This is a genomic window from Halorarum halophilum (genome assembly GCF_013401515.1).
GTDB lineage: Archaea > Halobacteriota > Halobacteria > Halobacteriales > Haloferacaceae > Halorarum > Halorarum halophilum.
In genome coordinates this window covers 124,476-145,758 of sequence record NZ_CP058530.1, presented here as the reverse complement: position 1 = coordinate 145,758, position 21,283 = coordinate 124,476, and the positions used below count along the sequence as shown (strand labels likewise).

Annotated in this window: 24 protein-coding genes and 1 pseudogene; 7 read left to right on the top strand and 18 right to left on the bottom strand. The window is 68.9% G+C overall.

The features are described from left to right. Positions 1–283: 283 nt before the first annotated feature. Together HUG10_RS19020 and HUG10_RS19015 are read left to right on the top strand one after the other, a co-directional pair. Positions 284–1,279: a GNAT family N-acetyltransferase gene (locus HUG10_RS19020; protein ID WP_179171273.1), complete on the top strand. Its 996-nt coding sequence runs from the start codon at positions 284–286 to the stop codon at positions 1,277–1,279. 228 nt (positions 1,280–1,507) lie between these two features. After that, positions 1,508–4,105 (top strand): heavy metal translocating P-type ATPase, encoded by a 2,598-nt coding sequence (locus tag HUG10_RS19015; protein ID WP_179171272.1) that lies wholly within the window; start codon positions 1,508–1,510, stop codon positions 4,103–4,105. Between the two features lie 3 nt (positions 4,106–4,108). Here the strand turns inward: HUG10_RS19015 and HUG10_RS19010 are convergent, their stop codons facing one another. The 3 genes from HUG10_RS19010 to HUG10_RS19000 all read right to left on the bottom strand — a co-directional run bounded on the left by HUG10_RS19010 (position 4,109) and on the right by HUG10_RS19000 (position 6,439). Beyond that, on the bottom strand, positions 4,109–4,555 hold the full coding sequence (locus HUG10_RS19010; RefSeq protein WP_179171271.1) for a hypothetical protein: 447 nt from the start codon (positions 4,553–4,555) through the stop codon (positions 4,109–4,111). A gap of 20 nt (positions 4,556–4,575) precedes the next feature. After that, the gene (locus HUG10_RS19005) at positions 4,576–5,136 is read right to left on the bottom strand and encodes a DUF7342 family protein (protein ID WP_179171270.1); all 561 of its coding nucleotides are present in this window, start codon (positions 5,134–5,136) and stop codon (positions 4,576–4,578) included. Between the two features lie 112 nt (positions 5,137–5,248). After that, on the bottom strand, positions 5,249–6,439 hold the full coding sequence (locus tag HUG10_RS19000) for an MFS transporter (protein ID WP_179171269.1): 1,191 nt from the start codon (positions 6,437–6,439) through the stop codon (positions 5,249–5,251). A gap of 363 nt (positions 6,440–6,802) precedes the next feature. On the opposite strand from HUG10_RS19000, the gene HUG10_RS18995 reads away from it, so the two are divergent. Further along, positions 6,803–7,933: a trypsin-like serine protease gene (locus tag HUG10_RS18995; protein ID WP_179171268.1), complete on the top strand. Its 1,131-nt coding sequence runs from the start codon at positions 6,803–6,805 to the stop codon at positions 7,931–7,933. Positions 7,934–8,042: 109 nt separating this feature from the next. Here HUG10_RS18995 and HUG10_RS18990 read toward each other — a convergent pair whose 3' ends face one another. The 3 genes from HUG10_RS18990 to HUG10_RS18980 all read right to left on the bottom strand — a co-directional run bounded on the left by HUG10_RS18990 (position 8,043) and on the right by HUG10_RS18980 (position 10,794). Further along, positions 8,043–9,122, bottom strand: a complete 1,080-nt coding sequence (locus HUG10_RS18990; RefSeq protein ID WP_179171267.1) for a DUF7350 domain-containing protein — start codon at positions 9,120–9,122, stop codon at positions 8,043–8,045. Positions 9,123–9,212: 90 nt separating this feature from the next. Beyond that, positions 9,213–10,004 (bottom strand): rhodanese-like domain-containing protein, encoded by a 792-nt coding sequence (locus HUG10_RS18985; protein WP_179171266.1) that lies wholly within the window; start codon positions 10,002–10,004, stop codon positions 9,213–9,215. Positions 10,005–10,179: 175 nt separating this feature from the next. Then, positions 10,180–10,794, bottom strand: coding sequence for a TetR/AcrR family transcriptional regulator (locus HUG10_RS18980; RefSeq protein WP_179171265.1), 615 nt, complete (start codon positions 10,792–10,794; stop codon positions 10,180–10,182). Between the two features lie 96 nt (positions 10,795–10,890). Between HUG10_RS18980 and HUG10_RS18975 the strand changes: the two genes are divergently transcribed. Next, entirely contained in the window at positions 10,891–11,868 is a 978-nt protein-coding gene (locus tag HUG10_RS18975; protein ID WP_179171264.1) for an ABC transporter ATP-binding protein, read from the top strand. Next, a complete protein-coding gene (locus HUG10_RS18970; protein ID WP_179171263.1) occupies positions 11,861–12,649 on the top strand; it encodes an ABC transporter permease subunit in 789 nt (262 codons plus the stop codon). The genes HUG10_RS18975 and HUG10_RS18970 overlap by 8 nt, the downstream gene beginning before the upstream one ends. Positions 12,650–12,679: 30 nt before the next feature. Here HUG10_RS18970 and HUG10_RS18965 read toward each other — a convergent pair. Continuing rightward, a pseudogene (locus HUG10_RS18965) lies at positions 12,680–12,970 on the bottom strand (type II toxin-antitoxin system VapC family toxin); the annotation flags it as partial. A gap of 9 nt (positions 12,971–12,979) precedes the next feature. Further along, positions 12,980–14,323 (bottom strand): DUF7405 family protein, encoded by a 1,344-nt coding sequence (locus tag HUG10_RS18960; RefSeq protein WP_246310397.1) that lies wholly within the window; start codon positions 14,321–14,323, stop codon positions 12,980–12,982. 244 nt (positions 14,324–14,567) lie between these two features. On the opposite strand from HUG10_RS18960, the gene HUG10_RS18955 reads away from it, so the two are divergent. Next, positions 14,568–14,705 (top strand): hypothetical protein, encoded by a 138-nt coding sequence (locus tag HUG10_RS18955; protein WP_179171261.1) that lies wholly within the window; start codon positions 14,568–14,570, stop codon positions 14,703–14,705. Positions 14,706–14,805: 100 nt separating this feature from the next. Here the strand turns inward: HUG10_RS18955 and HUG10_RS18950 are convergent, their stop codons facing one another. Beyond that, the gene (locus HUG10_RS18950) at positions 14,806–15,135 is read right to left on the bottom strand and encodes a DUF7344 domain-containing protein (RefSeq protein ID WP_246310395.1); all 330 of its coding nucleotides are present in this window, start codon (positions 15,133–15,135) and stop codon (positions 14,806–14,808) included. A 408-nt stretch (positions 15,136–15,543) separates the two neighbouring features. Here HUG10_RS18950 and HUG10_RS18945 point away from each other — a divergent pair, with 408 nt between their 5' ends. Further along, positions 15,544–15,948, top strand: a complete 405-nt coding sequence (locus HUG10_RS18945; RefSeq protein ID WP_179171260.1) for a carboxymuconolactone decarboxylase family protein — start codon at positions 15,544–15,546, stop codon at positions 15,946–15,948. Positions 15,949–16,067: 119 nt separating this feature from the next. Here the strand turns inward: HUG10_RS18945 and HUG10_RS18940 are convergent, their stop codons facing one another. From HUG10_RS18940 to HUG10_RS18900, 9 genes are all read right to left on the bottom strand, one after another. Next, positions 16,068–16,448: a hypothetical protein gene (locus HUG10_RS18940; protein ID WP_179171259.1), complete on the bottom strand. Its 381-nt coding sequence runs from the start codon at positions 16,446–16,448 to the stop codon at positions 16,068–16,070. A gap of 103 nt (positions 16,449–16,551) precedes the next feature. Beyond that, positions 16,552–17,070 carry a winged helix-turn-helix transcriptional regulator gene (locus tag HUG10_RS18935; RefSeq protein ID WP_179171258.1) on the bottom strand — a complete coding sequence of 173 codons (519 nt, stop codon included), beginning with the start codon at positions 17,068–17,070 and terminating at the stop codon, positions 16,552–16,554. Further along, positions 17,067–17,387, bottom strand: a complete 321-nt coding sequence (locus HUG10_RS18930; protein ID WP_179171257.1) for a DUF7471 family protein — start codon at positions 17,385–17,387, stop codon at positions 17,067–17,069. Before HUG10_RS18930 ends, HUG10_RS18935 begins: the two co-directional genes overlap by 4 nt. Positions 17,388–17,441: 54 nt before the next feature. After that, positions 17,442–18,410 (bottom strand): hypothetical protein, encoded by a 969-nt coding sequence (locus HUG10_RS18925; protein WP_179171256.1) that lies wholly within the window; start codon positions 18,408–18,410, stop codon positions 17,442–17,444. 146 nt (positions 18,411–18,556) lie between these two features. After that, a complete protein-coding gene (locus HUG10_RS18920) occupies positions 18,557–18,859 on the bottom strand; it encodes a hypothetical protein (RefSeq protein ID WP_179171255.1) in 303 nt (100 codons plus the stop codon). 58 nt (positions 18,860–18,917) lie between these two features. Next, entirely contained in the window at positions 18,918–19,214 is a 297-nt protein-coding gene (locus HUG10_RS18915; protein WP_179171254.1) for a winged helix-turn-helix domain-containing protein, read from the bottom strand. A 308-nt stretch (positions 19,215–19,522) separates the two neighbouring features. Further along, positions 19,523–20,191 carry a helix-turn-helix domain-containing protein gene (locus HUG10_RS18910; RefSeq protein ID WP_179171253.1) on the bottom strand — a complete coding sequence of 223 codons (669 nt, stop codon included), beginning with the start codon at positions 20,189–20,191 and terminating at the stop codon, positions 19,523–19,525. A gap of 280 nt (positions 20,192–20,471) precedes the next feature. Further along, the gene (locus HUG10_RS18905) at positions 20,472–21,020 is read right to left on the bottom strand and encodes a uracil-DNA glycosylase (RefSeq protein WP_179171252.1); all 549 of its coding nucleotides are present in this window, start codon (positions 21,018–21,020) and stop codon (positions 20,472–20,474) included. 45 nt (positions 21,021–21,065) lie between these two features. Then, positions 21,066–21,248: a hypothetical protein gene (locus HUG10_RS18900; protein WP_179171251.1), complete on the bottom strand. Its 183-nt coding sequence runs from the start codon at positions 21,246–21,248 to the stop codon at positions 21,066–21,068. Positions 21,249–21,283 lie beyond the last annotated feature (35 nt).

Sequence of the window (21,283 nt, the reverse complement as noted above, 5' to 3'; positions counted from 1 at the left end):
GTGGGGCGATGGCGACCCCGGACCATGAGTTAACTGGTCCTACTACAACCCGAGTTGTCCTCCGACAGCCCTCCCTCGTACACCATCTGGTAATTAAACGTCTTGAATTGACGGTAACGTGTCCATAACGAAGTCCGTATCCGGCCGTCGGATTAGCCGTGATTGGTATCAACCAATGGTATTCTCCCCGGCCGGTCGCCTCGGGCCAGTCTGTCCGGATTCGATGCAGGGGGTGGCTGGATCGAGCGTCGTCCGACGGCGCCGAATCAGGGGTGTTCGATCGGTGAGCGTCACGGTCGAGGAGGTCTCCGACGGCGACGCCTGGAACGACCTCCTCGCGCGGAGCCCGGGGGCGTCCCCGTTCCACCGGTTCGAGTTCCTCGAGGTCTGTGCCGACCACGCGGGCGCGACGCTCCACCCCTTCGTCGGGTACAGGGGGGCGGAACCGATCGGCCTCTTCCCGGTGTTCGAGATGCGGAAGGGCCCGTTCACGGCGGCGTTCTCCCCGCCGCCGGACCTCAAGGTCCACTACCTCGGGCCGGCCCCGCTGAACCCCGGGGGGCTCAAGCGGCGCAAGCGCGACCGCCGGAACCGGCGGTTCGTCGAGGCGGTCCTCGACAGGGTCGACCGGGAGTTCGACCCGCGGTACGTGAACGTCCGGACGAGTCCGGCCTACGACGACGAACGGCCGTTCCTCTGGGCCGGCTACGACGCTACCCCCCGCTACACGTACGTGCTCGACCTGACCCGGGACGAGGAGGACCTGCTCACGGCGTTCAGCAAGGACCTCCGCAGGGCGGTCCGGCGGGAGGCGGACGGCTTCGAGATCGCCGAGGCGGGGACCGACGGGATCGAGCGGATCGTCGAGGCGGCGGCGGCCCGCCACGCGGAGAAGGGCGCCGACTACAACGTGACGCCGTCGTTCGTCGCCGACGTCGCCCGCGAACTCCCGGACGGGATGCTGCACGCCCACGTGTGTCGCGAGCACGGCGAGTTCTGCGGCGGGGAGGTGTCCCTCGAGCACGACGGCACCGTCTACGGGTGGCAGTCCGCCGGGGACGTCTCCCGCTCGGTCCCGGTGTACGATCTCATGTACTGGCACGCCTTCCGGGCGGCGAAGGCGCGCGGCTGCGAGTCGTACGACCTCCTCGGCGCGAACAACCCGGACCTCTGCACGTACAAGGCGAAGTTTGCCCCCGACCTCCGCACGTACCAGGCGCTGAACCGGGGGAGCTGGGAGATGAAGGCGGCCGCGAGGCTGTACAAACGCCTACGGTGACGCCGTCGCCGATACCACGCACCGGCCCGCGATCTCCCGTCGATCCCCCCATTTCCCGTCGATATCCCCTCACGCGTCGATGCTCAGTCACCCGTCGAAGTCCTATCACGCTGCGCTGCGATTGTCGCCCGGGTTATTAACTCAGACAGCTATTTTTAGTAAAGATTCCCGCTTAGACGCCGACCGATAGCAGCCAAGTTAATAGGAACCCGGCGCTGAGTTCCGACAATGACCGATCAGCGGGATCGACCGACGGACCGGCAGGATGTGGGGAGCGACGCCATCGGCGAGGTCGACCTCTCCGTGCCGGGGATGGACTGCGCCGCCTGCGCCGGGAAGGTGGAGTCCAGCGTCTCCCGGCTGGACGGCGTCGCCGAGATCGACGCCCGGCCGACGACCGGTCGGCTGCGGGTCACCTACGACGGAGACCGAACCGACGCCGACGCCGTGGTCGAGCGCGTCGAGGCGGCCGGCTACGAGGTCGCCGCCGACAGAGCCGACGGGGACGGGACCGTCCGGCTCTCGGTCCCGTCGATGGACTGCGCATCCTGCGCCGGGAAGGTGGGGAACGCGCTCGACGGCGTCGACGGGGTCGAGGAGTACGACACGCTCCCGACGACCGGGACCGCGGTGGTGCGGTTCGACCCGGACCGAACTGACCTCGACGCGCTCGTCGCCGCCGTCGAGGCGGCCGGCTACGAGGTGGTCGACTCGTCGACCGAGGGCGGGACGAGCGCCGACGCCGACCGCGAGAGCGTCTGGCGGAGCAGGCGCGCGGTGGTGACGTGGCTCGCGGCCGGGCTGACGGCCGTCGGCTTCCTGCTGGCGAACCCGATCACGGAGGCGACCGGGCCGACGATCGGGATCGGCGGGACGTCCGTGTCGGTGGGGGCGCTGTTCTACCTCGCGGCCGTGGCGCTCGCCGGCGCCGCGGTGTTCCGGAACGGCTACTACTCGCTCCGCAACCGCAGCCTCGACATGGACCTGCTGATGAGCATCGCCATCGCCGGCGCGGTGATCGTCAGCGTCGTCTTCGCGGAGCCGTTCTACTTCGAGGCCGCGATGCTGGCGACGCTGTTCGGCGTCGCCGAGCTGCTCGAGGAGTACGCGATGGACCGCGCGCGCACCTCGCTCCGGGAGCTGATGGACCTCTCGCCCGACGAGGCGACGGTCGTCCGCGACGGCGCCGAGGTGACCGTCCCGGCGGAGGACGTGGACGTGGGCGAGACGGTCGTCGTGCGGCCGGGCGAGAAGATCCCCCGCGACGGAGTCGTCCGCGACGGCGGCAGCGCCGTGAACCAGGCGCCCGTGACCGGCGAGAGCGTCCCGGTCGACAAGACCGCCGGCGACGAGGTGTTCGCCGGCACGGTGGCCGAGGAGGGCTACCTGGAGATCGAGGTCACCTCGGCCGTGGGCGAGGACACCCTCGCGCGCGTGGTCGAACTCGTCGAGGACGCGCAGGCGAACCGGACCGAGCGCGAGCAGTTCGTCGAGCGTTTCGCGGGCTACTACACCCCGATCGTCGTGACGGCGGCCGCCCTGCTCGCGGTCGTCCCGCCGCTCGCGTTCGGCGCGCCGTGGGGGACGTACGTCGTGTACGGGCTGACGCTGATCGTCCTCGCGTGCCCGTGCGCGTTCGTCATCTCGACGCCGGTCACGGTCGTCTCGGGGCTGACGAGCGCGGCGCGCAACGGCGTGCTCGTGAAGGGCGGCGACCACCTGGAGGCGATGGGCGACGTCGACGCGGTGGCGTTCGACAAGACTGGCACGCTGACGCGGGGCGAACTCGCCGTCACCGACGTCGTGCCGCTGGGCGACCGCTCGGAGGCGGACGTGCTGGAGTGCGCCCGCGGCCTCGAACTGCGCTCCGAGCACCCCATCGGCGACGCCATCGTCGCGCACGCGGAGGGTAACGGGGGCGCCTCGGCCGGATCGAACGGCTCTGCCGCCGACCGCGAGGTCACCGCGTTCGAGAGCATCACCGGCAAGGGCGTCGCCGCCGAACTCGGCGGCCGCCAGCACTACGCCGGCAAGCCGGGGTTGTTCGAGGAGCTCGGCTTCGACCTCTCGCACGTCCACGCCGCGACCGACGGCGGCGTCGTCACCCGTACCACCCGACAGCTCTGCGAGCGACACAACTGCCTCGACCTGCTGGAGGACACCGTCCCCGCGCTGCAGTCGGAGGGGAAGACGGTCGTGCTCGTCGGGACCGAGGACGAACTCGAGGGCGTCATCGCCGTCGCGGACGAGGTCCGCCCGGAGGCGAAGCGGACGGTCGAGCGCCTCCGCGAGGCCGGCGTCGCCACCGCGATGCTCACCGGCGACAACGACCGGACCGCGCGGGCCATCGCCGAGGAGGTCGGCGTCGACGAGTACCGCGCCGAACTGCTCCCGGAGGACAAGGTCGAGGCCGTCGAGGCGCTGCTGGACGAGCACGGCACCGTGGCGATGGTCGGCGACGGCATCAACGACGCGCCGGCGCTGGCGACCGCGACGGTCGGCATCGCCATGGGCGCCGCCGGCACCGACACGGCGCTGGAGACGGCCGACATCGCCCTGATGGCTGACGACCTCACGAAGCTCCCGTACCTCTACGACCTCGCCCACGCGGGCAACGGCATCATCCGGCAGAACGTCTGGACGAGCCTCGGGGCGAAGGCCGCGCTCGCGGTCGGCGTGCCGTTCGGGCTGGTGCCCATCTGGGCGGCCGTCCTCGTCGGCGACGCGGGGATGACGACGGGCGTGACGGCCAACGCGATGCGGCTGGCGCGCATCTCACCCGAGGACGGGATCTCCGAGGACGACGTGGCGGCGTCTGCCGACTGACGGTCAGTCCCCGCCCGCGTGGAGTGACTCCACTCGCTCGCTCACCCAGTCGAGCACCGTAAACAGGACGTCGAGCGGATGCGTGCCGAGCCGTGCGTCCACGGCGTCGCCCGCGTCCGGCGGCGGGTGAAAGTGCGCCCTCGGTGCGTTCGTCTTCGGGTGTCGGTCCCATCTACACTGGTACCGCTCCTCCCCCGCTGTCTCGACGTAGTGGACGTAGTAGTCACCCGAACGGAACCAGTGAACGTCGAGGCGAACGGCGTCCGTTTCGGTCGGATACGCGTCCGGGTCAAGGTGGATCTCGAGCGTTCGCGGCGAGGCGTTCGAGGGGGTGAACGACCAGGACTCGACGAGCGGGTGACTCGCCGCCCGTTGCCCGACGGTCTGAAGGGTCGTGACGTCGAGGGCACCGTCCGGTGGCGAGTCGCCCTTGTGCGGGAACTCCGGCATCGCGTCCGTGACCCCGTGGCTCAGGCCGACGCCGCGTCGTTGGCGTCGTCGTGTTCGTACCCGTCGGCGCGGTGGGCCGCCCGCTGGAGGACCTCGACGTCCCGGCGGACGCTCCGCCATCGCGAGAGCGCCTCCCACCGTTCGTGGATCTCGCCGTGATCGCTCGTCTCGAACGACGACGGCGGGACCGCTGCCGGGTCGGTGACGCCGAACCGCTCCTGGAACTCCCGGTCCTCCTGCAGGAGTGCATCGACCTCGTCCCTGAGTTCCGCCGCGGTGTTGTCCCGCGCGAGCTCCTCGACCCGCCGCCAGCGGAAGTAGGACTCGTTCCGGCGGTACTCGGCCGGCCGTCCCTCGCGTTTCTCGGCGATTCCCATCTCGACGAGCTGTGAGAGCGCGTCCCGTGCGCCGTCGGTCGAACAGTCGGCCAGGTCGGCGACGCCGCTCGCGGTCTCGTAGTCGGTGGTTCCGGTGACGACGTCGTACACCCGCTGGAACGTCGTTCGCGTCTCGCGCCACTGGCTCCGTGCATCGCCGGCGCGGGACTGGGACGGCGTCGACCCGGTCCGATCCTCGGTCATACGTCCACGTCGACCGCTGAGGGAGATATATCTTTCGCAGAGCGGAGATATATCTGCCCGCGTACTCCCACGGAGGATATCGAAAAACGCGGACGGACGAACGGACGAGCGGTCACCGCGACAGCAGGAGCACGACGAGGACGAACGCCAGCGAGACGACGGCGGCCGCGAGCAGCAGCGGGCGGTAGCCGGTTCCGACGGCGAGCGTGGTGAACAGCACCGGTCCGAGCGCCCGGCCGAGGAACGTCGTGCTGTTCCGGATGCTGAACGCGCCGGCGCGGAACCGCGTCGGGACGAGGCCGCTGACGCCGGCGTCGATGGACGGCAACACCGTCCCCCACCCCGCGCCGAGGAGGGTCGTGGCGGCGACCACCGCGGCCAGGGTCGGCGCCCACCACGTTCCGAGGAGGCCCACGGTGACGGCCGCGAACCCGGCCGCGACGATGGCGTGATTCGAGATCCGCTTGGCGAACCGGCCGTTCAGCCCGGACGTGACGACCGAGGCCACCTCCGCCAGCGTCACCACCCCGCCGATGAGCACCGGCGAGAGCCGGTAGGTGCCCGCGAGGAGGAACGGCACCGTCGTCAACACCGCCCCGAACAGCAGGAGTTCGACGAGGAACGCCGCGCCGTAGTAGACGGAGGCCTCACGCAGCGACAGCGCCGAGACGGATCGCCGGAGGTACGCGAGGGTGCGCGTCTCCCGCTCGACCGGGGGTTCGGGCAGGACCCGGTGGGCGAAGACGGCGACCGGGAGGCCGACGAGGTAGACGGCGAAGAGGGCGTTCCAGGACACCGTCGCGAGCGCCCCGCCGACGAGCGGGTAGATCGCCGCGCCGGCCGACAGGACCGCGGTGTTCACCCCGAGGACGGTGTTCCGCTGGACGCCCTCGACGGTGTCCGCGATGAGCGTGACGGTCGTGATGAACAGCGCGGCGGCGGCCGTCCCCTGGACGACCCGGATCCCGAGGATGACCGCGTAGCCCGGCCGGAGCGCGATGGCCGCGCCGGCGACGCTGAAGACGAACAGCGACGGGACGAGCACGCGCCGTCGACCCACCCGGTCGGCGAGCAGGCCGATGAACGGCGAGAGGACGATGCCCGTGAGGAAGTACGCCGAGACGAGCAGGCTCGCCTGCGCGTCGGTGAGCGCGAGGGCGTCCCTGATGGTCGGCAGCGCGGGGCTGACGAGCGGTACGCCCAGCGGGGCCAGTAACGTGCTCAGGAGGGCCACGCGGACGGTCGGCGACTCCCACGGGATCGCCGTCGGCAGCCGACCCTCCCCGTCGCTCCGACTCGACATCTACGTAGGCGTCCGTCGGAGCGGTGGTTGTTATCCCCCCAGTATGGCGCGGTAAGCGGGCGTTGTGACTCCTCGACCGTGATGGTCGTCGAAGGAGAATAGGGCCCGTGACGAACGGCGCGTTCGGCGATCTGGACCGCACGCTTACCGCGAAGGCCTTCGATGGGAGTTCGGATCGGACCACGTCTTCGGGGGTCACGACGCAGAGGGACGGCTTCGCTATCCGTACGTCGTGCTCAAAAAAGATAACAAACTGGTCATCACTATCGCTTTCATCTGTATTTACTCACAGTATTCTATTTATTACTTTATTATATTACCTACAACTCTAGGGTCGTGTCGAGAGCCACACCCGACGTCGAAATGGACGGTCTCTACCGGCTCGACACCGAGAGAACGCGCCGCGTGTTCCTCCGCACGCTCGCCGCGTCCGGCGCTGGAATCGCTGCGCTTCGGAACGCCACCGCGCGAGCGTTCGGCGAGAAGCCGGACGGGAAGCCGCTCGTCTGGCGATACGATCGGTTCGGCAACCCAGAAACCGTCCGGTACCTCTCGAAGGAGCGGTATCGCCGTATTCAGGTGTACAACCGGCTTCCCCCGAGCACCATCTACGAGCGGACCGACGGGGTCAACGGCATCAGACTCGTTCAGCAGTCCGACGATCCGACCGATCTGGCCCTCAAAGTGCTCGTCGATAACAACGTTCGGAGGGTCCGCCGCAAGGTACCCAACCGGGTACGGAAGATCCCCGTCACTCTGGAGGAACGGACGGTCGATCGGACGCTCGCTCGCGTCTGCGAACGTCGGATCCTCGACTTCTACGATCCACTACCCGCCACCCCCGAGGTCGGCGCCGTCGACGGTGACGGGAACAAACACGGCGAAGGAACGCTCGGGATCGTGTGCTACAACGACGACGCTGACGATCCCTACGAGTGCTATATCACTGCCGCACACGTCGCGGAGCAGGGTGGCGAGTACGCCGATTATCTCCGCCACGGGGGGACGGACTCCGACGGGAATCCACGTTCCGAGGACGTCGGAAGCTACGAGGACCACAGTCCCCTCGGCGACTCTGGTCTGGACGTGATCAAGTACAGGCATCGGCCCGACGCCGTAGAACCGGGCGTCCGCGAGAACGCCGGTGACGATCTCGGGGAGTTGTCAGGTGCGTGGACGCACTCCGGACTGACCGATCGGACGTCCGGTAGCAAGACGCTCCCCGTGAAGTTCGCCGGCCGTTCGACGTGCTACGCTACCACGGAGTGTTACGCTACGTCGAGGACCGCGAGCGTCGAGTACCAGGCGGACTACTCGCCGAACGAGGTCACTAACGGCGACTCCGGCGGCCCGTTCCTCGACGACGACGACTACCTCGTCGGCACGTTTTCGACGTTCTGCGAACCCTGCGAGGAGTGTGCGGGCCCGACCGGAAAAGAACTGCTCGACCGTCTAAACGCCCGGCTGAGCGCCCCCGAAGGGACGGAGTCGTGATCGTCCCCCGAGAACTATCGTCGACGTCGGTGAAAACCCTGTCCCGTGGCAGGGAAATTCGGCGAGTCATCGCGCTTCACTCACTACGAGATGACTACACCGTACGGGGTCACCCCTCGACCGAAATCGTCGCCGGCGGCATCCCGCCCAGCAGCGCGCCGAACGCCGTCTCGTACCCCTCGTGCCGGGCGGTCTGTGGCTGGACGGTGGGCGTCAGTTCGAGTTCGTCGCCCGACTCGACCCCGTCGACGACGGCGCCGTAGTGGTACGAGAGGTCGGGGTCGAGCGTCGCCGTCAGCGCGTCGTCGTAGACCGACTCGCCGCCGCGGGTGAGCGTCGCGTCGAGCGCCATCGCGGGGAGGAGCATCCGATTGTACGGCGTCCGCGCCGAGACCGCGAGGTACGAGCCGTCCCCGTCGACGCCCGACGGCGGCGAGTCGAGGACCGTCGCGACGAGCACCGCGTCGTTGCTGGTCGCCTCGCCGAGCAGCCGTCCGGGGAGGTCCCCCGTCTCCGGCGCCATCGAGTTCGGGACCATGTCCATCGACATCGGCTCGACGGCGCCCGGTTCGCCCGCGTTGTCGAGGTTCCGCACCTCGATGTCGTTCACGGTCGACTCGCTGTACTCGAACTCCACGTCGATCTGTGCCGGCTCCGCGAACTTCTCCCGGAAGTCGCCGGTCTTGCGGGTCCCCACCGCGCCGACGTCGGCGCGGACGGTGTAGGTGCCGTCCTCCGGGAGGGGGAAGTTGGCGCCGTAGTGGAACCCCATCGGCTGGGAGAGCATCGGGTAGATGACCTCCTGGGACACGAGGTCCCCTCCCTGGAGGATCTCGACCGAGAGCCCCGTGTCGGGGAGCACCTTCCCGGAGCCGGGGTCCCAGACGGCGGCCATCAGGTGGACCGCGTCGTCCTGCCGGATGTCGGTCCGCTCGACGGACTCGCCGTTGACGTTCCAGAAGCGGTGCGGGAGCGAGTACATCACCGCGACCGCGTAGTCGCCGCCGCTCCCCATCCCGGCCATCTCCATCGCCTCGACGTGGGTCGGGTAGTACACCGCGTCGGGGCGCTCCTCGAGCACCGGCGGGACGCCGCCCTGGGAGAGTTCGAAGCCGAGACAGCCGGCGGTCGCGGCGGTGCCGGCGAGCCCCGTCGCGGAGGCGGCCCGGAGGAAGGAACGTCTGTCCATACCCCCGGTAGCGCCCTCTCTGGAAAGGCGGTTCTGGTACGCCTCTCGAACGGCGTCCCGCCCGGGCGATCACCGCCGGTCGTGGCCGGCCTACGCGTCCGGCGCCGTCACGACCCCCGAGAGGAGGTCGGAGAGGGGCGCCTCGAGTTCGTAGGTGGGCGTCTCGATGCGGATCGGCGAGGACCGCGTGATCCCCGAGAACGTCAGTTCCAGCAGGTAACTCCCGTCGTCGCCGATCGGCCCAGCCTCGCGCTGGCCCGACGAGTCGTGCCACGCCCATGCCGTCTCTCCGGCGTACTCGGCGCCGACCTCCCCCCGAATCTCGTAGGAGGCCGGGCGGTTCGAGATCTTGCTTCCCGACATCGGGTAGCCGCGCTCGTACCACTCCCAGAACCCCTCGTCGATGACGAAGACGTTCTCGTAGCCGTTGTCGATGAGGTTCGCCGCTCGGAGCGAGGAGAGGTGGTGGGGACACCCGCAGTAGCAGACGACGCGGTCCTCCTTCGGCCAGGAGGCCGTCGGGTCGTCGTTCACGCCGTCCGGCGCGGTGCTGAGGACCGCCCCGAGGACGTGCGACTTGCCGTACTGCGTCGACCCCCGGGCGTCGACGAACCGGGCCTCGCGGCGGAGATGCCAGTAGTGCGTGACGTCGATGGGGGCGAGCGGAACTTCGGTGCCGTTGACCGTCTTCCGGGCGAAGCCGCTAGTGTCGATCGATCGCTCCTCGGGCTGTTCGTCGGGCGTCGGCGGGTAGCCGTCGTTCCCCTCCGTCGTTCCGTTTCCGCCGCCCGACCCGCCGAGACAGCCGGCGAGCAGCGCCGCGCCGGTCACGCCGGCCGCGCTGAGGAAGGCGCGCCGACCCGTGGTTCCCCGTCCAGTCATACCCCCCTGTTACCCCCCGGTACTGATAACGTCTGCTCACGGCGCCCGTCACGCGTACTTCGCCAGGGAACCCCCCGACTGCGTGAGGGTGGTCCTGTCAGCTATCGACCGTCGAGGCGGTCGGCCGCGGTGCCGATCGGTCCCGCTTCGATCGGCGTCACGGACCGACGCGCGTCTACTCCCCGGCCGTCAGCCCGCGCGCGAGCGTCGTGACGAGCGCGTCGCGGACCTCCTCGTAGTACCCCTCGCCGTACTGCTCGTACTCCTCCTCGTGGAGGACGAGCAGTCCGATGGTCCCCATCACCCCGAGCACGGTCCGCGGCTCCATCCCCTCAAGCGGGCCGCTCCCCTTCGCCTGGAAGCGCTCGACGAACGGCGCGTAGGCGGCCATCCCTTCCGCCTGGTACTCCGCCATCCGTTCGGGCGACACGTCGCCGAACAGCTCCCGGTAGTTGTCGCTCGTGATCATCCGCTGGACGAGCAGGTTCCCCTCGGCGAACTCGGCGTAACACCGGAACAGCCGTTCGAGCCCCTCCTGCGGGTCATTCACGCCCGCCAGTTTGGCCTCGACTCGCTCTTGGAAGTCCTCGCTCTCCCGCGTGAAGACCTCGAGGTACAGGTCCGTCTTGGAGTCGAAGAAACGGTAGAAGGTGCTCTTAGCGATGCCGACCGGCTCGGTCACGTCCGCGACGTTCGTCTTCTCCGGGCCGTAGGTTACCAGCAGCTCCCGCCCCGTCTCGACGAGTTCCTCCCTGATTCGTTCCCGCTCCTCGTCGCTGAACCCGCGCATACGGCCGGTTGGCTTCGAGATTTCATAAACGAAACGGTCATCGGTCATGAATTCATGAACGAAAAAGATATCCGGTCATAGAGTGACGAGAGTGGTATGGCAGCCATCGAGGTGGCGGATCTGACGAAGGAGTACGGCGACGTCCGGGGGGTGGATTCGCTCTCGTTCGCCGTCGAGGAGGGGGAGATATTCGGCTTCCTGGGGCCGAACGGCGCGGGGAAGACGACGACCATCCGGACACTGCTGGGCTTCCAGTCGCCGACGGCGGGCACGGCGACGGTACTGGGCGCCGACGCGCGCGACGAGGCCGCCCTCGTCGAGGCGAAGCGGCGGATCGGCTACCTGCCGGCGAGTCCGGCGTTCGACGGGACGGCCACCGGCCGGGAGATCCTCGACCTCCACGCGTCCATCAAGGGCGACGAACGGAGCGCGGAACTGCTCGACCTGTTCGACCCGCCGGTCGACCGGCCCGTCCGGGAGTACTCGACCGGGAACGAGCAGAAACTCGGCATCGTGCAGGCGTTCATGCACGACCCCGACCTGGTCGTGCTCGACGAGCCCACGTCCGGGCTCGACCCGCTGATGCAGCGCCGCTTCGAGGAGTTCGTCCGCGCCGAGCGCGATCGCGGGGTGACGGTGTTCTTCTCCAGCCACGTCCTCGGCGAGGTGCGGCGGGTCTGCGACCGGGTCGGCGTCCTCCGCGACGGCCGACTCGTCACGACCGAGCGCGTCGCGGACCTGCTCGGGCGGAGCGGGAAGGTGGTTCGCGTGCGGGCCGCGGAGGCGCTCACCGCCGCGAACTTCGACTTCGCGGGCGCACACGACGTCGACGTCCACGGGAGCGACGGCGACGCGGTCGCCGAGGCGTCGCTCACCTACACCGGCGACGTGAACGCCCTGCTCGAGCGACTCGCCCGGTTCGACCTCGTCGACCTGGCCGTCGAGGAGGCCCCGCTGGAGGACGTGTTCATGCGGTTCTACGGCGAGGGCGTCGACGGGAGCGGGACCGGAACCGACGGCGAGAGCGCCCGTCCGGCAGCCGCGTCGACCGGCGGGGGTGGGTCCGATGTTTGAACTCGCGCGGTACGAGGGTCGCCACCGGATCAGGGGGGCGCTCGCGCTCACGGTCGGGCTGAGCGCACTCGTCGCGCTGTACGTCGCCATGTTCCCCTCGGTGTCGTCGTCGGTGGACCTCGACGAGTACATGCGGGCGTTCCCGCCCGCGCTCCGGGAGGCGTTCGGCATCGCCACCCTGAGCACCATCGAGGGGTTCCTCGCGGCCGAACTGTACGCGTTCGGCTGGGTGCTCCTGCTCGGGCTCTACTTCGCGTACGCCGCCGCGGGGCTCGTCGCGGACGACGTCGAGCGCGGTCGGATGGACCTGCTCCTCTCGCTGCCGGTGACCCGGTCGCGACTCGTCACGGAGAAGTTCCTCTCCCTGCTCGTGCCGATGGCGGTGCTCAACGTCGCCGTCCCGGTCGTCGTCTACGTCGCGACCGCGCTCATCGACGACCCGATCGCCGTCGCCGACCTCCTCGCCGTCCACGCCCTGTCGGTTCCGTACCTCCTGGCGACCGCGAGCGTTGGCCTCCTCGCGTCGGTCGCGTTCGACCGGGTCAGTATCGCCCAGCGCGCCGCACTCGCCGCGCTGTTCGGCCTCTTCCTCGTGAACTCGGTCGCCAGCGGCACCGACTACGCCTGGCTCGGCGCGCTCGCCCCGATGCGGTACTACGACCCGACGGCCGTACTGGTGGAGGGAACGTACGACCTCGGCGGGGCAGCGCTGCTGCTCGTCGCCGCGCTCGTCCTGGTGGGCGCCAGCGAACTCTGGTTCGCGCGGCGGGACATCAACTGAGACCGCCCGGGGATAGAAGCCGAACGGCCGCTACTCCGGGTCGTAGGGGTTCACGGCCGTGTCGAGCCGGTACACTTCCTCGGCACGGTCGAAGTCGTCGTCGAACGCGTACAGGTAGCCGAGCCCCTCGGTCCGCATGTACGCGACGATGCACGCGTCGACGAACGAGAGCGGGGCGTGACGCCTGAACTCCGCCTTCGCGGTCGCGAACGCGTTCCCGCTGAGGGACTCGACGTGGAACCGGGCGTTCTCCTCGACGCGGTCGAGGAGGTCGACGGCGGCCTCGTGGCCCGCGTGCATCGTGAGCCCGTGGAGGGTCTCGCGCGCACCTCACGCGCTCCCGTCGGGCCGTGGCAACGCCCGCAGTTCGCGCGGCGGGACGAGGAAGTAGCCCCGCCGCCTGACGAAGATGTACTCGAGGATGCCGTTGTTCACCCGCTGGCGGACCGCGGGCGTCGCCTCGGTCGCGTCGACCCCGTTCATCGCCTCCCGCACCGCCTCGAAGTCGGAGATGCCGCGCTGGAGCGCCGGGAAGTGGAGGCTCGCCTCGTCGTCGTCGGTCGACTCGACGTGCCGGCGGAGCAGCTTCACGTTCCCCTCCTCGTCCCGGTTCGCCCGCGCGGCCTTCTGCGCGTGGCCGACGCGGCCGTGCTCCTTCGCGTCGGCGACCACGTCGTCGAGGAACTCGTCGATGCCGCTGTCGTCGCCGAGGTCCTCGCCGACGCCCTCGACGAGTCCCTGCGTGCTGTGGGCGGGCGAGAACATCTCCATCACCCGCTGGTCGAAGTCCTGCTCGCCGTACCAGTCGTTCAGGCGCTGGCGCCAGTTCGAGACGACCTTCGTGGTGCCGCCGGCGAACGGCCCGTCCGGGATGGCGACGTACGACTCGGACGCCTGGTTCGCCCGGAGGCCGGCGATGAACCCCATGAACAGCGGCGATTCCTCGGGAATCGGGTTCGGCTGCGGGACCCCGGAGAGGTCGTCCCCCTCCTCGTGGGGCTTGCCGGCCTCCATGAACCCGGTCCGTCGGGAGTCGACGGTCACGGCGTCGGTGAGCGCCGCCCGGAACTGGGTCTCGTTGGCCGAGTCGCGCTCCCCCGTCAGCGCCTCCTCGGCCGCCAGTATGGCGTCCGAACGGTCGGAGGCGAGGTGGACGAGCAGGTCCTGTTCGTCGAACGTCGGCGTCTCGAACGGCGCGAGCGTCCGCGGGTGGGGGAGGTCGACGGAGTCGGGGAGGGACGCGTCGTAGCGGTCGAAGTACGCCGGGGAGTAGGCGGTCGAGTGGAGCAGGCCCTCGGGCCCCCACGCGAACGCGTCGTCCAGCGCGTCGAGGGCGTCGCCGACGGCGGTCCGGGCGTCCTCGTCGGGCGGGCCGTCGCCGGGGAGCGAGCAGTAGAGGAAGACGTGGTGGCGCGGCAGGCGGTCGTTGCCGGCGTCGTCGGCGTCCAGGAACTCGTTCCACTCGTGCTGGCCGGTCGGATGGGCGGCTGCGCCGTCGCCGGTCGGAATCGGCTCGGCCGGTCGGAGGCGCTCGACGCAGGCGGAGAGGGCGGCGGCCCCGCCGGCGGCCACGGCCGCCCTCCCGAAATCGCGGCGCGAGAGCCCGCCGTCGGCGTCCGGAACGCGCCGGTCCCGCGCCCTGGCGCGTCCCCCCGGCCCGTCGCTGTCACTCATTGGCGGCCGTAGTCGGTCCGCGGGAAAGGCGGTTGTGGTGTGCGCGTCGAACGCGCGACTCCGATTGCGGCAGTTGACAACATCCGGGTTCACCGACAAGCAGGTACGAACGGCTGCTATCGGAGATGGAACGTGGGTCGGTCGGTACTGGTCTCTAACTAGACAACGATATGATACCAGTCGAACTTTGCAAGGTCGGAACTGATGCGAGTTCGGGGCGTACGTTCAGTTAATTGAGTCCACCATGACGTACATCGTTTCCTGTTCCGAGTGTAATATTCGGGACGAGATCGAAGACCCGGAGGAGGTGCTCGAACTCCAGGAACGACACCAGGCGGAGTACGGCGACCGCCACATCCTCGAGTTCCACCTCGTTCACTAGCGCTCCCCTGGCATCCGGTTACCCGTCGATGACGCGTGCCAGGTACGCGTGACAGGTGTAGCCTTCAGGACGAGGTCGAATCGGTCACGGGTGTAGTACGTTACAGCCAGTCGGTGGGGAGTTCGTCCTCGTGGCCGTCCAGCAGTTCGAGCAGGGGCCTGATCTCGTCGAAGTTCGGACCCTTCGTCACTTGGTGACTCTCCGAATCCCACTCGATAAACCCGTAGTCGGCTAGTTTCGGCAGGTGGACGTGATTCATCGTCACGAGGCGCTTGATGGCGTCCGCTTCGCTGTCGGAGTCCGCGATGGCCACCGGCGAATCGTTCTGGGGGTTGTGCTCCATGAGCGCGATCAACAGTTTCCGACGCTGAACGTCCGCTAACGCGTCGATCATGTCGTCGAACGAAAGCGTCCGGCCGATGTTCTCCATATCCCCTCGAAGTGGCAAACAGGGATAATTTTCCCACTATTTTCGTTTCGCTGAACGTGTGAGTAACTGGGTGACGCAGCACGATGGGGGCTGGATCCCATCCGAGTTCGACCCGCTCCACCCCATGCGCGGGCTTATCTCGGCGGTTGATTCGCGCGACAGCGAGTGTGAGGAAGTGGGTTCAACGGCGCCGGCGGCATGGGAAGCGGCACGAACACGGATCTGCGTTGTGAACTAGAGTACCTCCTGTTGGATTTGCGTTCGATTCCTCATATTCCGTGACACCCCGAGCGTGACCGTTTGAGGTAGTTACATGATTGTTCGTGATGTATAGCCGCCCGGATTTCAGAGCTGTTGCGGCACGCAGGTGGGATGGTGTGGTGACGCTCGTGGAATTCAGGAGAACCCATGGTCTCGGATCAAACGCGGCAAGAAATCGAAGAGTACCTCGGACAGGTACCGAGCTGGATAGACGGACTCTCGGAGCCCGCCGCCGACCACAGCTGGCAGGTCGTGCGCGACCTCGAGTTGGGGGAGACGGAGCTTCCGAACCGGGAGAAGGCGCTCGTCGCGCTCGGGGCGGCGGCCGCGCTGAACTGTCCCTACTGCATCCACTTCCACACGGAGGAGGCGAAACTGGAGGAGGTCACGGAGGGCGGAGTAACCGAAGCGGTGAACGTCGCGGCCAACGTGCAGTACTTCTCGACGATCCTCCACGGGAGCCAGGTCGACCTCGACGACTTCGTCGAGGAGACGTCCCAGATCGTCGACCACATCGAGGAACAACAGGCGGCATCGGCGGGTGCCGACTGAGCCGACGGAACGCCTCTCGACTCCCCATTTCTTCCCTCGGTCGGCTGAACTACCGTCAACGGGGAGTTCGCCAGCCAGCCCGGTACGGTGACGCACGGATCACACGGTCGGGCTCGAGCCTAACAGGGCGACACGTCGGTACCGCCGACACGGCGGACGGCGTCGGCGGTGACGAGGTAGCGTGCGTTCGAACCGACGTCGGCCTCGTCCCGCCCCGTCGAGTACCAGTACGGGTGCGTGACCTCCACGTACACCCCGTCAGCAGTTCGGTTCGTGACCGTCGCCTCCCTCTCCACCCCCGCGTACGAGGTCGGCCCCCAGCCCTCGACGCAGGTCGCGTTCTCCAACTGCTCGGCGATGTGGTCCCCCTCGGCGGCGAGCGCGCGTTCCCTCGCTTCCGCGTCGCCCACCCCGGCCCCCCCGAGACAGCCCGCGATTGTAGCACTCACCACGAGACAGCAGAGGCAGAGAAGCAGCCCACGGGAGCGTGGAAGCGCCATCGTTCTCACGCCCGGCCGAGTAGCTAAATGTCTTCTGCACTATGTTTCCCCTCCGTGTCTGCCTCCATGAGCCGGTGGCCGACGGAATCCGGGCCCCCGCCGGTCAGTCGCCCTCCAGCAGCCCGTCCACCAGCCGGGTGAACCGGTCGAGCAGGCGGTCCGGGAGCGACGGCCGGACGGTCCGAAGTCCCCGAGCGGTTCGTTCCGGGTCCGCGAGCACGAGCGTCACCCTACCTCGCTCGTCGCGGCGCTTGCGGACCACGTCGACGTCGACGAGCCTGTCGAGGTGCCACTCCAGCGTGCTTCGGGCGACCCCCAGGTCGTCCGCGAGCGACGCCGGCCGCCAGGGACGATCCAGCAGTTCGAGGCAGACGTCGCGGGCCGTCTCGCGGCGCAACAGCGAGACGAGCAGCCGGTCGGCGGGGGCGAACTCCGGCGGGAAGTAGTGGGTCCGGCCGGACACCTCCTCGCGGCACAGGTCGCCGTCGTCGGTGAGCCCCCGAAGGTGGTACTGGGCCTGACCGGGGGCGAGGTCGAGCCGACGGACGAGCTCGTTGAAGTGGAGTCCGGGGTGGGTCCGGACGTAGGACGCGACGCGCTCTCGGGTCGGGGTATCGCTCACGTCGTCGTCCCCCCCGCGCGACGGGCGTAGACGACCGCGGCGATGACCAGCCCGGCCATCGCCACGTCGAGGACGTGCTCGCCGAAGTGGTGGACCTCCTCGCCCACTGCCCCCCACGTCGCGCCGACGGCCAGCGCCGTGCGCGCGAGGAGCGTGCCGAGCGCGAGCGCGACGAGCAGGTACGGGCGCGACCTGCGCTGGAGGAACGCGGCCAGTCCCCCGCCGAGCAACACAGCTCCCCCGGCGGCCGCGAGACCGAGGACGAGCACGTACCAGGGCCCGCCAACGTGGCCGATCTCGAGGGACGCGGGATTCATCGACCCTGAGTGGGCGCGGGGACCACGTCGGCCTTTCGGTCCGGGACGGCGTGGTCAGTTGTACGCGCCGTTCGTGCCCGTTGCCGTCCCCTGATCCGGCTTCACGGGTGTCCCGTCCGGCCGCAGCACCCACCAGACGTCGTTGACGCCCTGGCCGGTCGCGTCCCCGGGTTGCGTGTCCGAAGCGAAGTGGTACAGCGGCCAGCCGCCGGCCGCGACCTGGCTCGTCCCGTCCTCGCGTTCAAACGTCGTCAGTTCCGCGCTCACGCCGTCACCGGCGGTCGGCTCGCCATCGACGGTGAACGGGGGCCACGCCTCCGCGCAGCCGTGGTAACACGCGCTCGCTGACTCCCCCTGCGTGTCCTGGTCGAACATGTACAGCGTCATCCCGTCGGGTCCCACCAAAAGCTCGCCGAGGTCGGGATGTGACCTGACGTTCACGGTCGCCCCGTCCATCCCGGTTCCGGTGGCCGTCCCCTGGCCGGGCCTGACGGGCGTGCCGTCGGGGCGGATGACCCACCAGACGTCGTTGACGCCCTGGCCGGTCGCGTCCCCCGGTTCCGAGTCGGAGGCGAAGTGGTACAGCGGCCAGCCGCCGGCCGCGACCTGAGTGGAGCCGTCGTCCCGCTCGAACGTGGTCAACTCGGCCGAGACGCCCTCGCCAGCGGTCGGTTCCCCTTCGACGGTGAGCGGCGGCCACGCCTCGGCGCACCCCTCGTAGCAGGTGCTGGCCGGTTCGCCCCGCGTATCCTGGTCGAACATGTACAGCGTCATCCCGTCGGGCCCCACCAGGAGCTCGCCGTGGTCGGGATGCGTGCTGACGGCGACCGTCGCGCCGTCCATCCCGGCGTCGGTTCCGGTTCCGGTCCCGGTCGGCGTGGAGTCGTCGCCGTCGGTGGGTTCCGTCGCGGTGGGCTGGTTCCCGCCTCCGCCACCGCCGCTGCTGCCACTGCCGCTCGTACAGCCCGCGAGGGGGAGCGTTACCACGGTCGCACCGAGCAGCCGCCGTCGGGTGAGTGCCATAGCCGACGGGACGCCGACCCCGCGAAAGAGCGTTTTCCGAACTCCGTCCAAACTTCGTCCCACGTCGGTGTTCGGAGCGGGGAAGAGGCCGGGATACGTGACCGCCTGAGATACGTAACCGCTTGGGACACGCGACGGTCCGGCGATCAGCGCCAGGTGATCCGGGCGAGGACGGCCAGCGCGACGAGTTCCAGCCCGCACAGCATCGCCATCCCGACCTGCACGTCCGCGTCGGCGGCAACGAACCAGCCGACGAACGCCGGGTGGACGACGTAGAAGTAGAGCCAGAGGGCGTTCTCCACGAGGAGGAAGGCTCCGACGACGAGGAGCCCCAGCGTGTGCCGGGCGCCGTGCTGGCGGTAGTTGCGGAGCCACACGGAGCCCAGCGCGAGCAGCAGCAGCACGTTCACCCCCGCAGCGGCCCTCGCGACGTCGAGCCAGACGGTCATGGTCGCCTCCCCGGTCCGCCCGCAACCCTCATAGGTGCTGTCCAAAGTTCGTCCGTATTCATGGGTCGTCGTTCCCCCCCGCGTCGACCGCCTCGAGTATCTCCTCGACCGTGTCCCAGTTCGTCCGGACCTGGTCGGTGAACAGGTACACCGCCCCGTAGTCGCCGCCGGCGCGACGGACGACGTTGTTGTCCATCAGGACGTCGAGGTGGTGTCGGACGGTGGTGTAGTCGAGGTCCAGTTCGTCCGCGAGCTGGTTGGCGTTGCGTGGCTGGTCCTCGAGCACCCGAAGGAGCCGAGTCCGCGTCGGTCCCCCGCGGGAACTCGCGAGCAGGTACCAGAGCACGCCTTCCATGCCGGGAGAACGTTTCCCGGGAGAGGGTTTGGTTCCTTCCCACGTCGCGGTGTGTTCCGTCCGGATGGAGGCCGGTTCGCACCGACACGTCGCCGCGTTTCGCGTACTGGCCGAATTCGGCCGGTAGCGGGGCGGGTGGCGGGAGAGAAGACTTATAAAGAGATGGACATAAGGTCAGTTCGGAGTTGCTACTTTATCGAGAAAACCATTGTCGGCGGGGATCCGACGCGGGCACGGTCCCCGCGGCCGTCACCGGGCACGGTGCTCGTTCGACGTGGCCGCCGCTCACGACGGCCGTCGGGTTCCAGCTACACCGGGGTCGACTCGAGGTGCATCGCGTTCGCGATGAGCTTCTCGTGGCCCCGCCGGAGCCGCTCGGAGAGCGCCTGGTGGGAGACGCCGAAGCGGTCCGCCAGTTCCTCCAGGTTCGCCTTCCGCGGGACGGAGTAGTACCCCTCGCGGTACGCGCCGACGATGGTCTCGTACTGGTGCTCGGTCAGGCCGAACCAGCCGCGGCGGAACGAGTCGGACAGCTGGGTGATCTGCTTGATGTCGAGGGTGATGTCGTAGTCCTTGCACGACTGGTACATGGTCCCGACCGAGTCGTGTTCGGGGAACAGCACCCGGAAGTGCCACTCGCCGTCCTTCGTGCGCGCGTCGAGGATGGTCGCGTCCTCCTCCTTCAGGATGTAGAACAGCACGCGCACGTGCATCTCCCAGTCCATCTTCAGGAGGTACTCGGTGTCGAACTCGGTGACGACGGACATCTCCTGGGTCGTCGGGTCCTCGGAGATCACCTCCGGTAGCGAGTCGAACGGCTCCCCTTCGTCGGCAGTCGCCCACAGCAGCGGCAGCACGCGGTCGGTGCTGTCGGCGACCACCCGAACGATCTCGAACTCGGCCGACGGAACGCGATTGAACGTCTCGTCGAGCGCGAACTGTTCCGCCGGCAGGGTGGCTCGCACAATGGTCGTCATGGTGTGACGGTTGCTACACAACTATCGGATAAGAGAGGTTCCCCTAATTGTTGAGGGTGTGCTGGAATGTAAATAAGGTGACTACTCCGTGGTTTCCGGGGAAGCACCGCAAGCGGGTTTCCTCCGGGAGTACCGCGCGTACGGGAGTGAGGAACGCCGGGACGTCCGCCCCGTCGCCGGGTTCCAGTCCGGCACGCCGCCGACCGGTAGCGTGTCGGCTGCCCGTAGTACTCGACTCGGACACGAACGAACAGTGGAAGGCGGCCGCTTCCGGCGTCCCTCACACCAGCCCGGCGGCCTCGAAGGCGGCCAGGATGTCGGCCTCGAACTCGTCGCGCTTGGTCTCGTCGTAGAAGGTCGCCGCGGGGTGGAACGCGGGGACGACCGTCCACCCGTCCCGTTCGAACTGCCGGCCGTGCAGGTCGGTGACGCCCTCGTCCGTGTCGAGCACGGCCCGCGTCGCGGTGGTGCCGAGCGGGACGACGACGGTCGGCGAGATGCGCTCGAGTTCGGCGTCGAGCACCGGACGCCAGGCGTCGATCTCGGCGACGTAGGGGGTCCGGTTCTCCGGCGGCCGGACCTTCACCAGGTTCGTGACGTACACCGACGAGCGGTCGACGCCGAGGTCCGCGAGCACGCGGTCGAGCTCCCTGCCGGCCTGGCCGACGAACGGCTCGCCCTCCGCGACCTCGTTCTCTCCGGGCGCCTCGCCGACCAGCACGACGTCCGCGTCGAGCGGGCCGACGCCCGGCACGAAGCGCGACCGGTCGACGTGCTCCTCGGGGACGGCCTCGAGCGCGTCCCCGAAGCGGTCCTCGAAGTCACTCACGCGAGCCGGCCACCCAGTCCCGGGAAGGATACCGCCGCCGCCGACTCAGTCATCCGCTTCGTTGAGCGACGACGCCTCGGAGCCCGAGGACGCATCCGAGTGCGACGTTATCGGGGAGCCGCCGCAGTCGACGCAGTGGTACCCCTCGTCGACGGTCTCCACGACGGGCGCGTTGCACTCGATGCACTTGATGCGGGCGTCCCTCACTGGCCGCGGGTATCGCGCCATGGTTCCCCATCCCCGGCTGGAGTGTTAGCCCTTCC

What these genes read in the sequence shown, in the direction of transcription:
- HUG10_RS19015 (WP_179171272.1), top strand. Translation starts at nt 1,508, where the DNA reads ATGACCGATCAGCGGGATCGACCGACGGACCGGCAGGATGTGGGGAGC.
- HUG10_RS19010 (WP_179171271.1), bottom strand. Translation starts at nt 4,555, where the DNA reads ATGCCGGAGTTCCCGCACAAGGGCGACTCGCCACCGGACGGTGCCCTC.
- HUG10_RS19005 (WP_179171270.1), bottom strand. Translation starts at nt 5,136, where the DNA reads ATGACCGAGGATCGGACCGGGTCGACGCCGTCCCAGTCCCGCGCCGGC.
- HUG10_RS19000 (WP_179171269.1), bottom strand. Translation starts at nt 6,439, where the DNA reads ATGTCGAGTCGGAGCGACGGGGAGGGTCGGCTGCCGACGGCGATCCCG.
- HUG10_RS18995 (WP_179171268.1), top strand. Translation starts at nt 6,803, where the DNA reads ATGGACGGTCTCTACCGGCTCGACACCGAGAGAACGCGCCGCGTGTTC.
- HUG10_RS18990 (WP_179171267.1), bottom strand. Translation starts at nt 9,122, where the DNA reads ATGGACAGACGTTCCTTCCTCCGGGCCGCCTCCGCGACGGGGCTCGCC.
- HUG10_RS18985 (WP_179171266.1), bottom strand. Translation starts at nt 10,004, where the DNA reads ATGACTGGACGGGGAACCACGGGTCGGCGCGCCTTCCTCAGCGCGGCC.
- HUG10_RS18980 (WP_179171265.1), bottom strand. Translation starts at nt 10,794, where the DNA reads ATGCGCGGGTTCAGCGACGAGGAGCGGGAACGAATCAGGGAGGAACTC.
- HUG10_RS18975 (WP_179171264.1), top strand. Translation starts at nt 10,891, where the DNA reads ATGGCAGCCATCGAGGTGGCGGATCTGACGAAGGAGTACGGCGACGTC.
- HUG10_RS18970 (WP_179171263.1), top strand. Translation starts at nt 11,861, where the DNA reads ATGTTTGAACTCGCGCGGTACGAGGGTCGCCACCGGATCAGGGGGGCG.
- HUG10_RS18960 (WP_246310397.1), bottom strand. Translation starts at nt 14,323, where the DNA reads ATGAGTGACAGCGACGGGCCGGGGGGACGCGCCAGGGCGCGGGACCGG.
- HUG10_RS18955 (WP_179171261.1), top strand. Translation starts at nt 14,568, where the DNA reads ATGACGTACATCGTTTCCTGTTCCGAGTGTAATATTCGGGACGAGATC.
- HUG10_RS18950 (WP_246310395.1), bottom strand. Translation starts at nt 15,135, where the DNA reads ATGGAGAACATCGGCCGGACGCTTTCGTTCGACGACATGATCGACGCG.
- HUG10_RS18945 (WP_179171260.1), top strand. Translation starts at nt 15,544, where the DNA reads ATGGTCTCGGATCAAACGCGGCAAGAAATCGAAGAGTACCTCGGACAG.
- HUG10_RS18940 (WP_179171259.1), bottom strand. Translation starts at nt 16,448, where the DNA reads ATGGCGCTTCCACGCTCCCGTGGGCTGCTTCTCTGCCTCTGCTGTCTC.
- HUG10_RS18930 (WP_179171257.1), bottom strand. Translation starts at nt 17,387, where the DNA reads ATGAATCCCGCGTCCCTCGAGATCGGCCACGTTGGCGGGCCCTGGTAC.
- HUG10_RS18925 (WP_179171256.1), bottom strand. Translation starts at nt 18,410, where the DNA reads ATGGCACTCACCCGACGGCGGCTGCTCGGTGCGACCGTGGTAACGCTC.
- HUG10_RS18920 (WP_179171255.1), bottom strand. Translation starts at nt 18,859, where the DNA reads ATGACCGTCTGGCTCGACGTCGCGAGGGCCGCTGCGGGGGTGAACGTG.
- HUG10_RS18915 (WP_179171254.1), bottom strand. Translation starts at nt 19,214, where the DNA reads ATGGAAGGCGTGCTCTGGTACCTGCTCGCGAGTTCCCGCGGGGGACCG.
- HUG10_RS18910 (WP_179171253.1), bottom strand. Translation starts at nt 20,191, where the DNA reads ATGACGACCATTGTGCGAGCCACCCTGCCGGCGGAACAGTTCGCGCTC.
- HUG10_RS18900 (WP_179171251.1), bottom strand. Translation starts at nt 21,248, where the DNA reads ATGGCGCGATACCCGCGGCCAGTGAGGGACGCCCGCATCAAGTGCATC.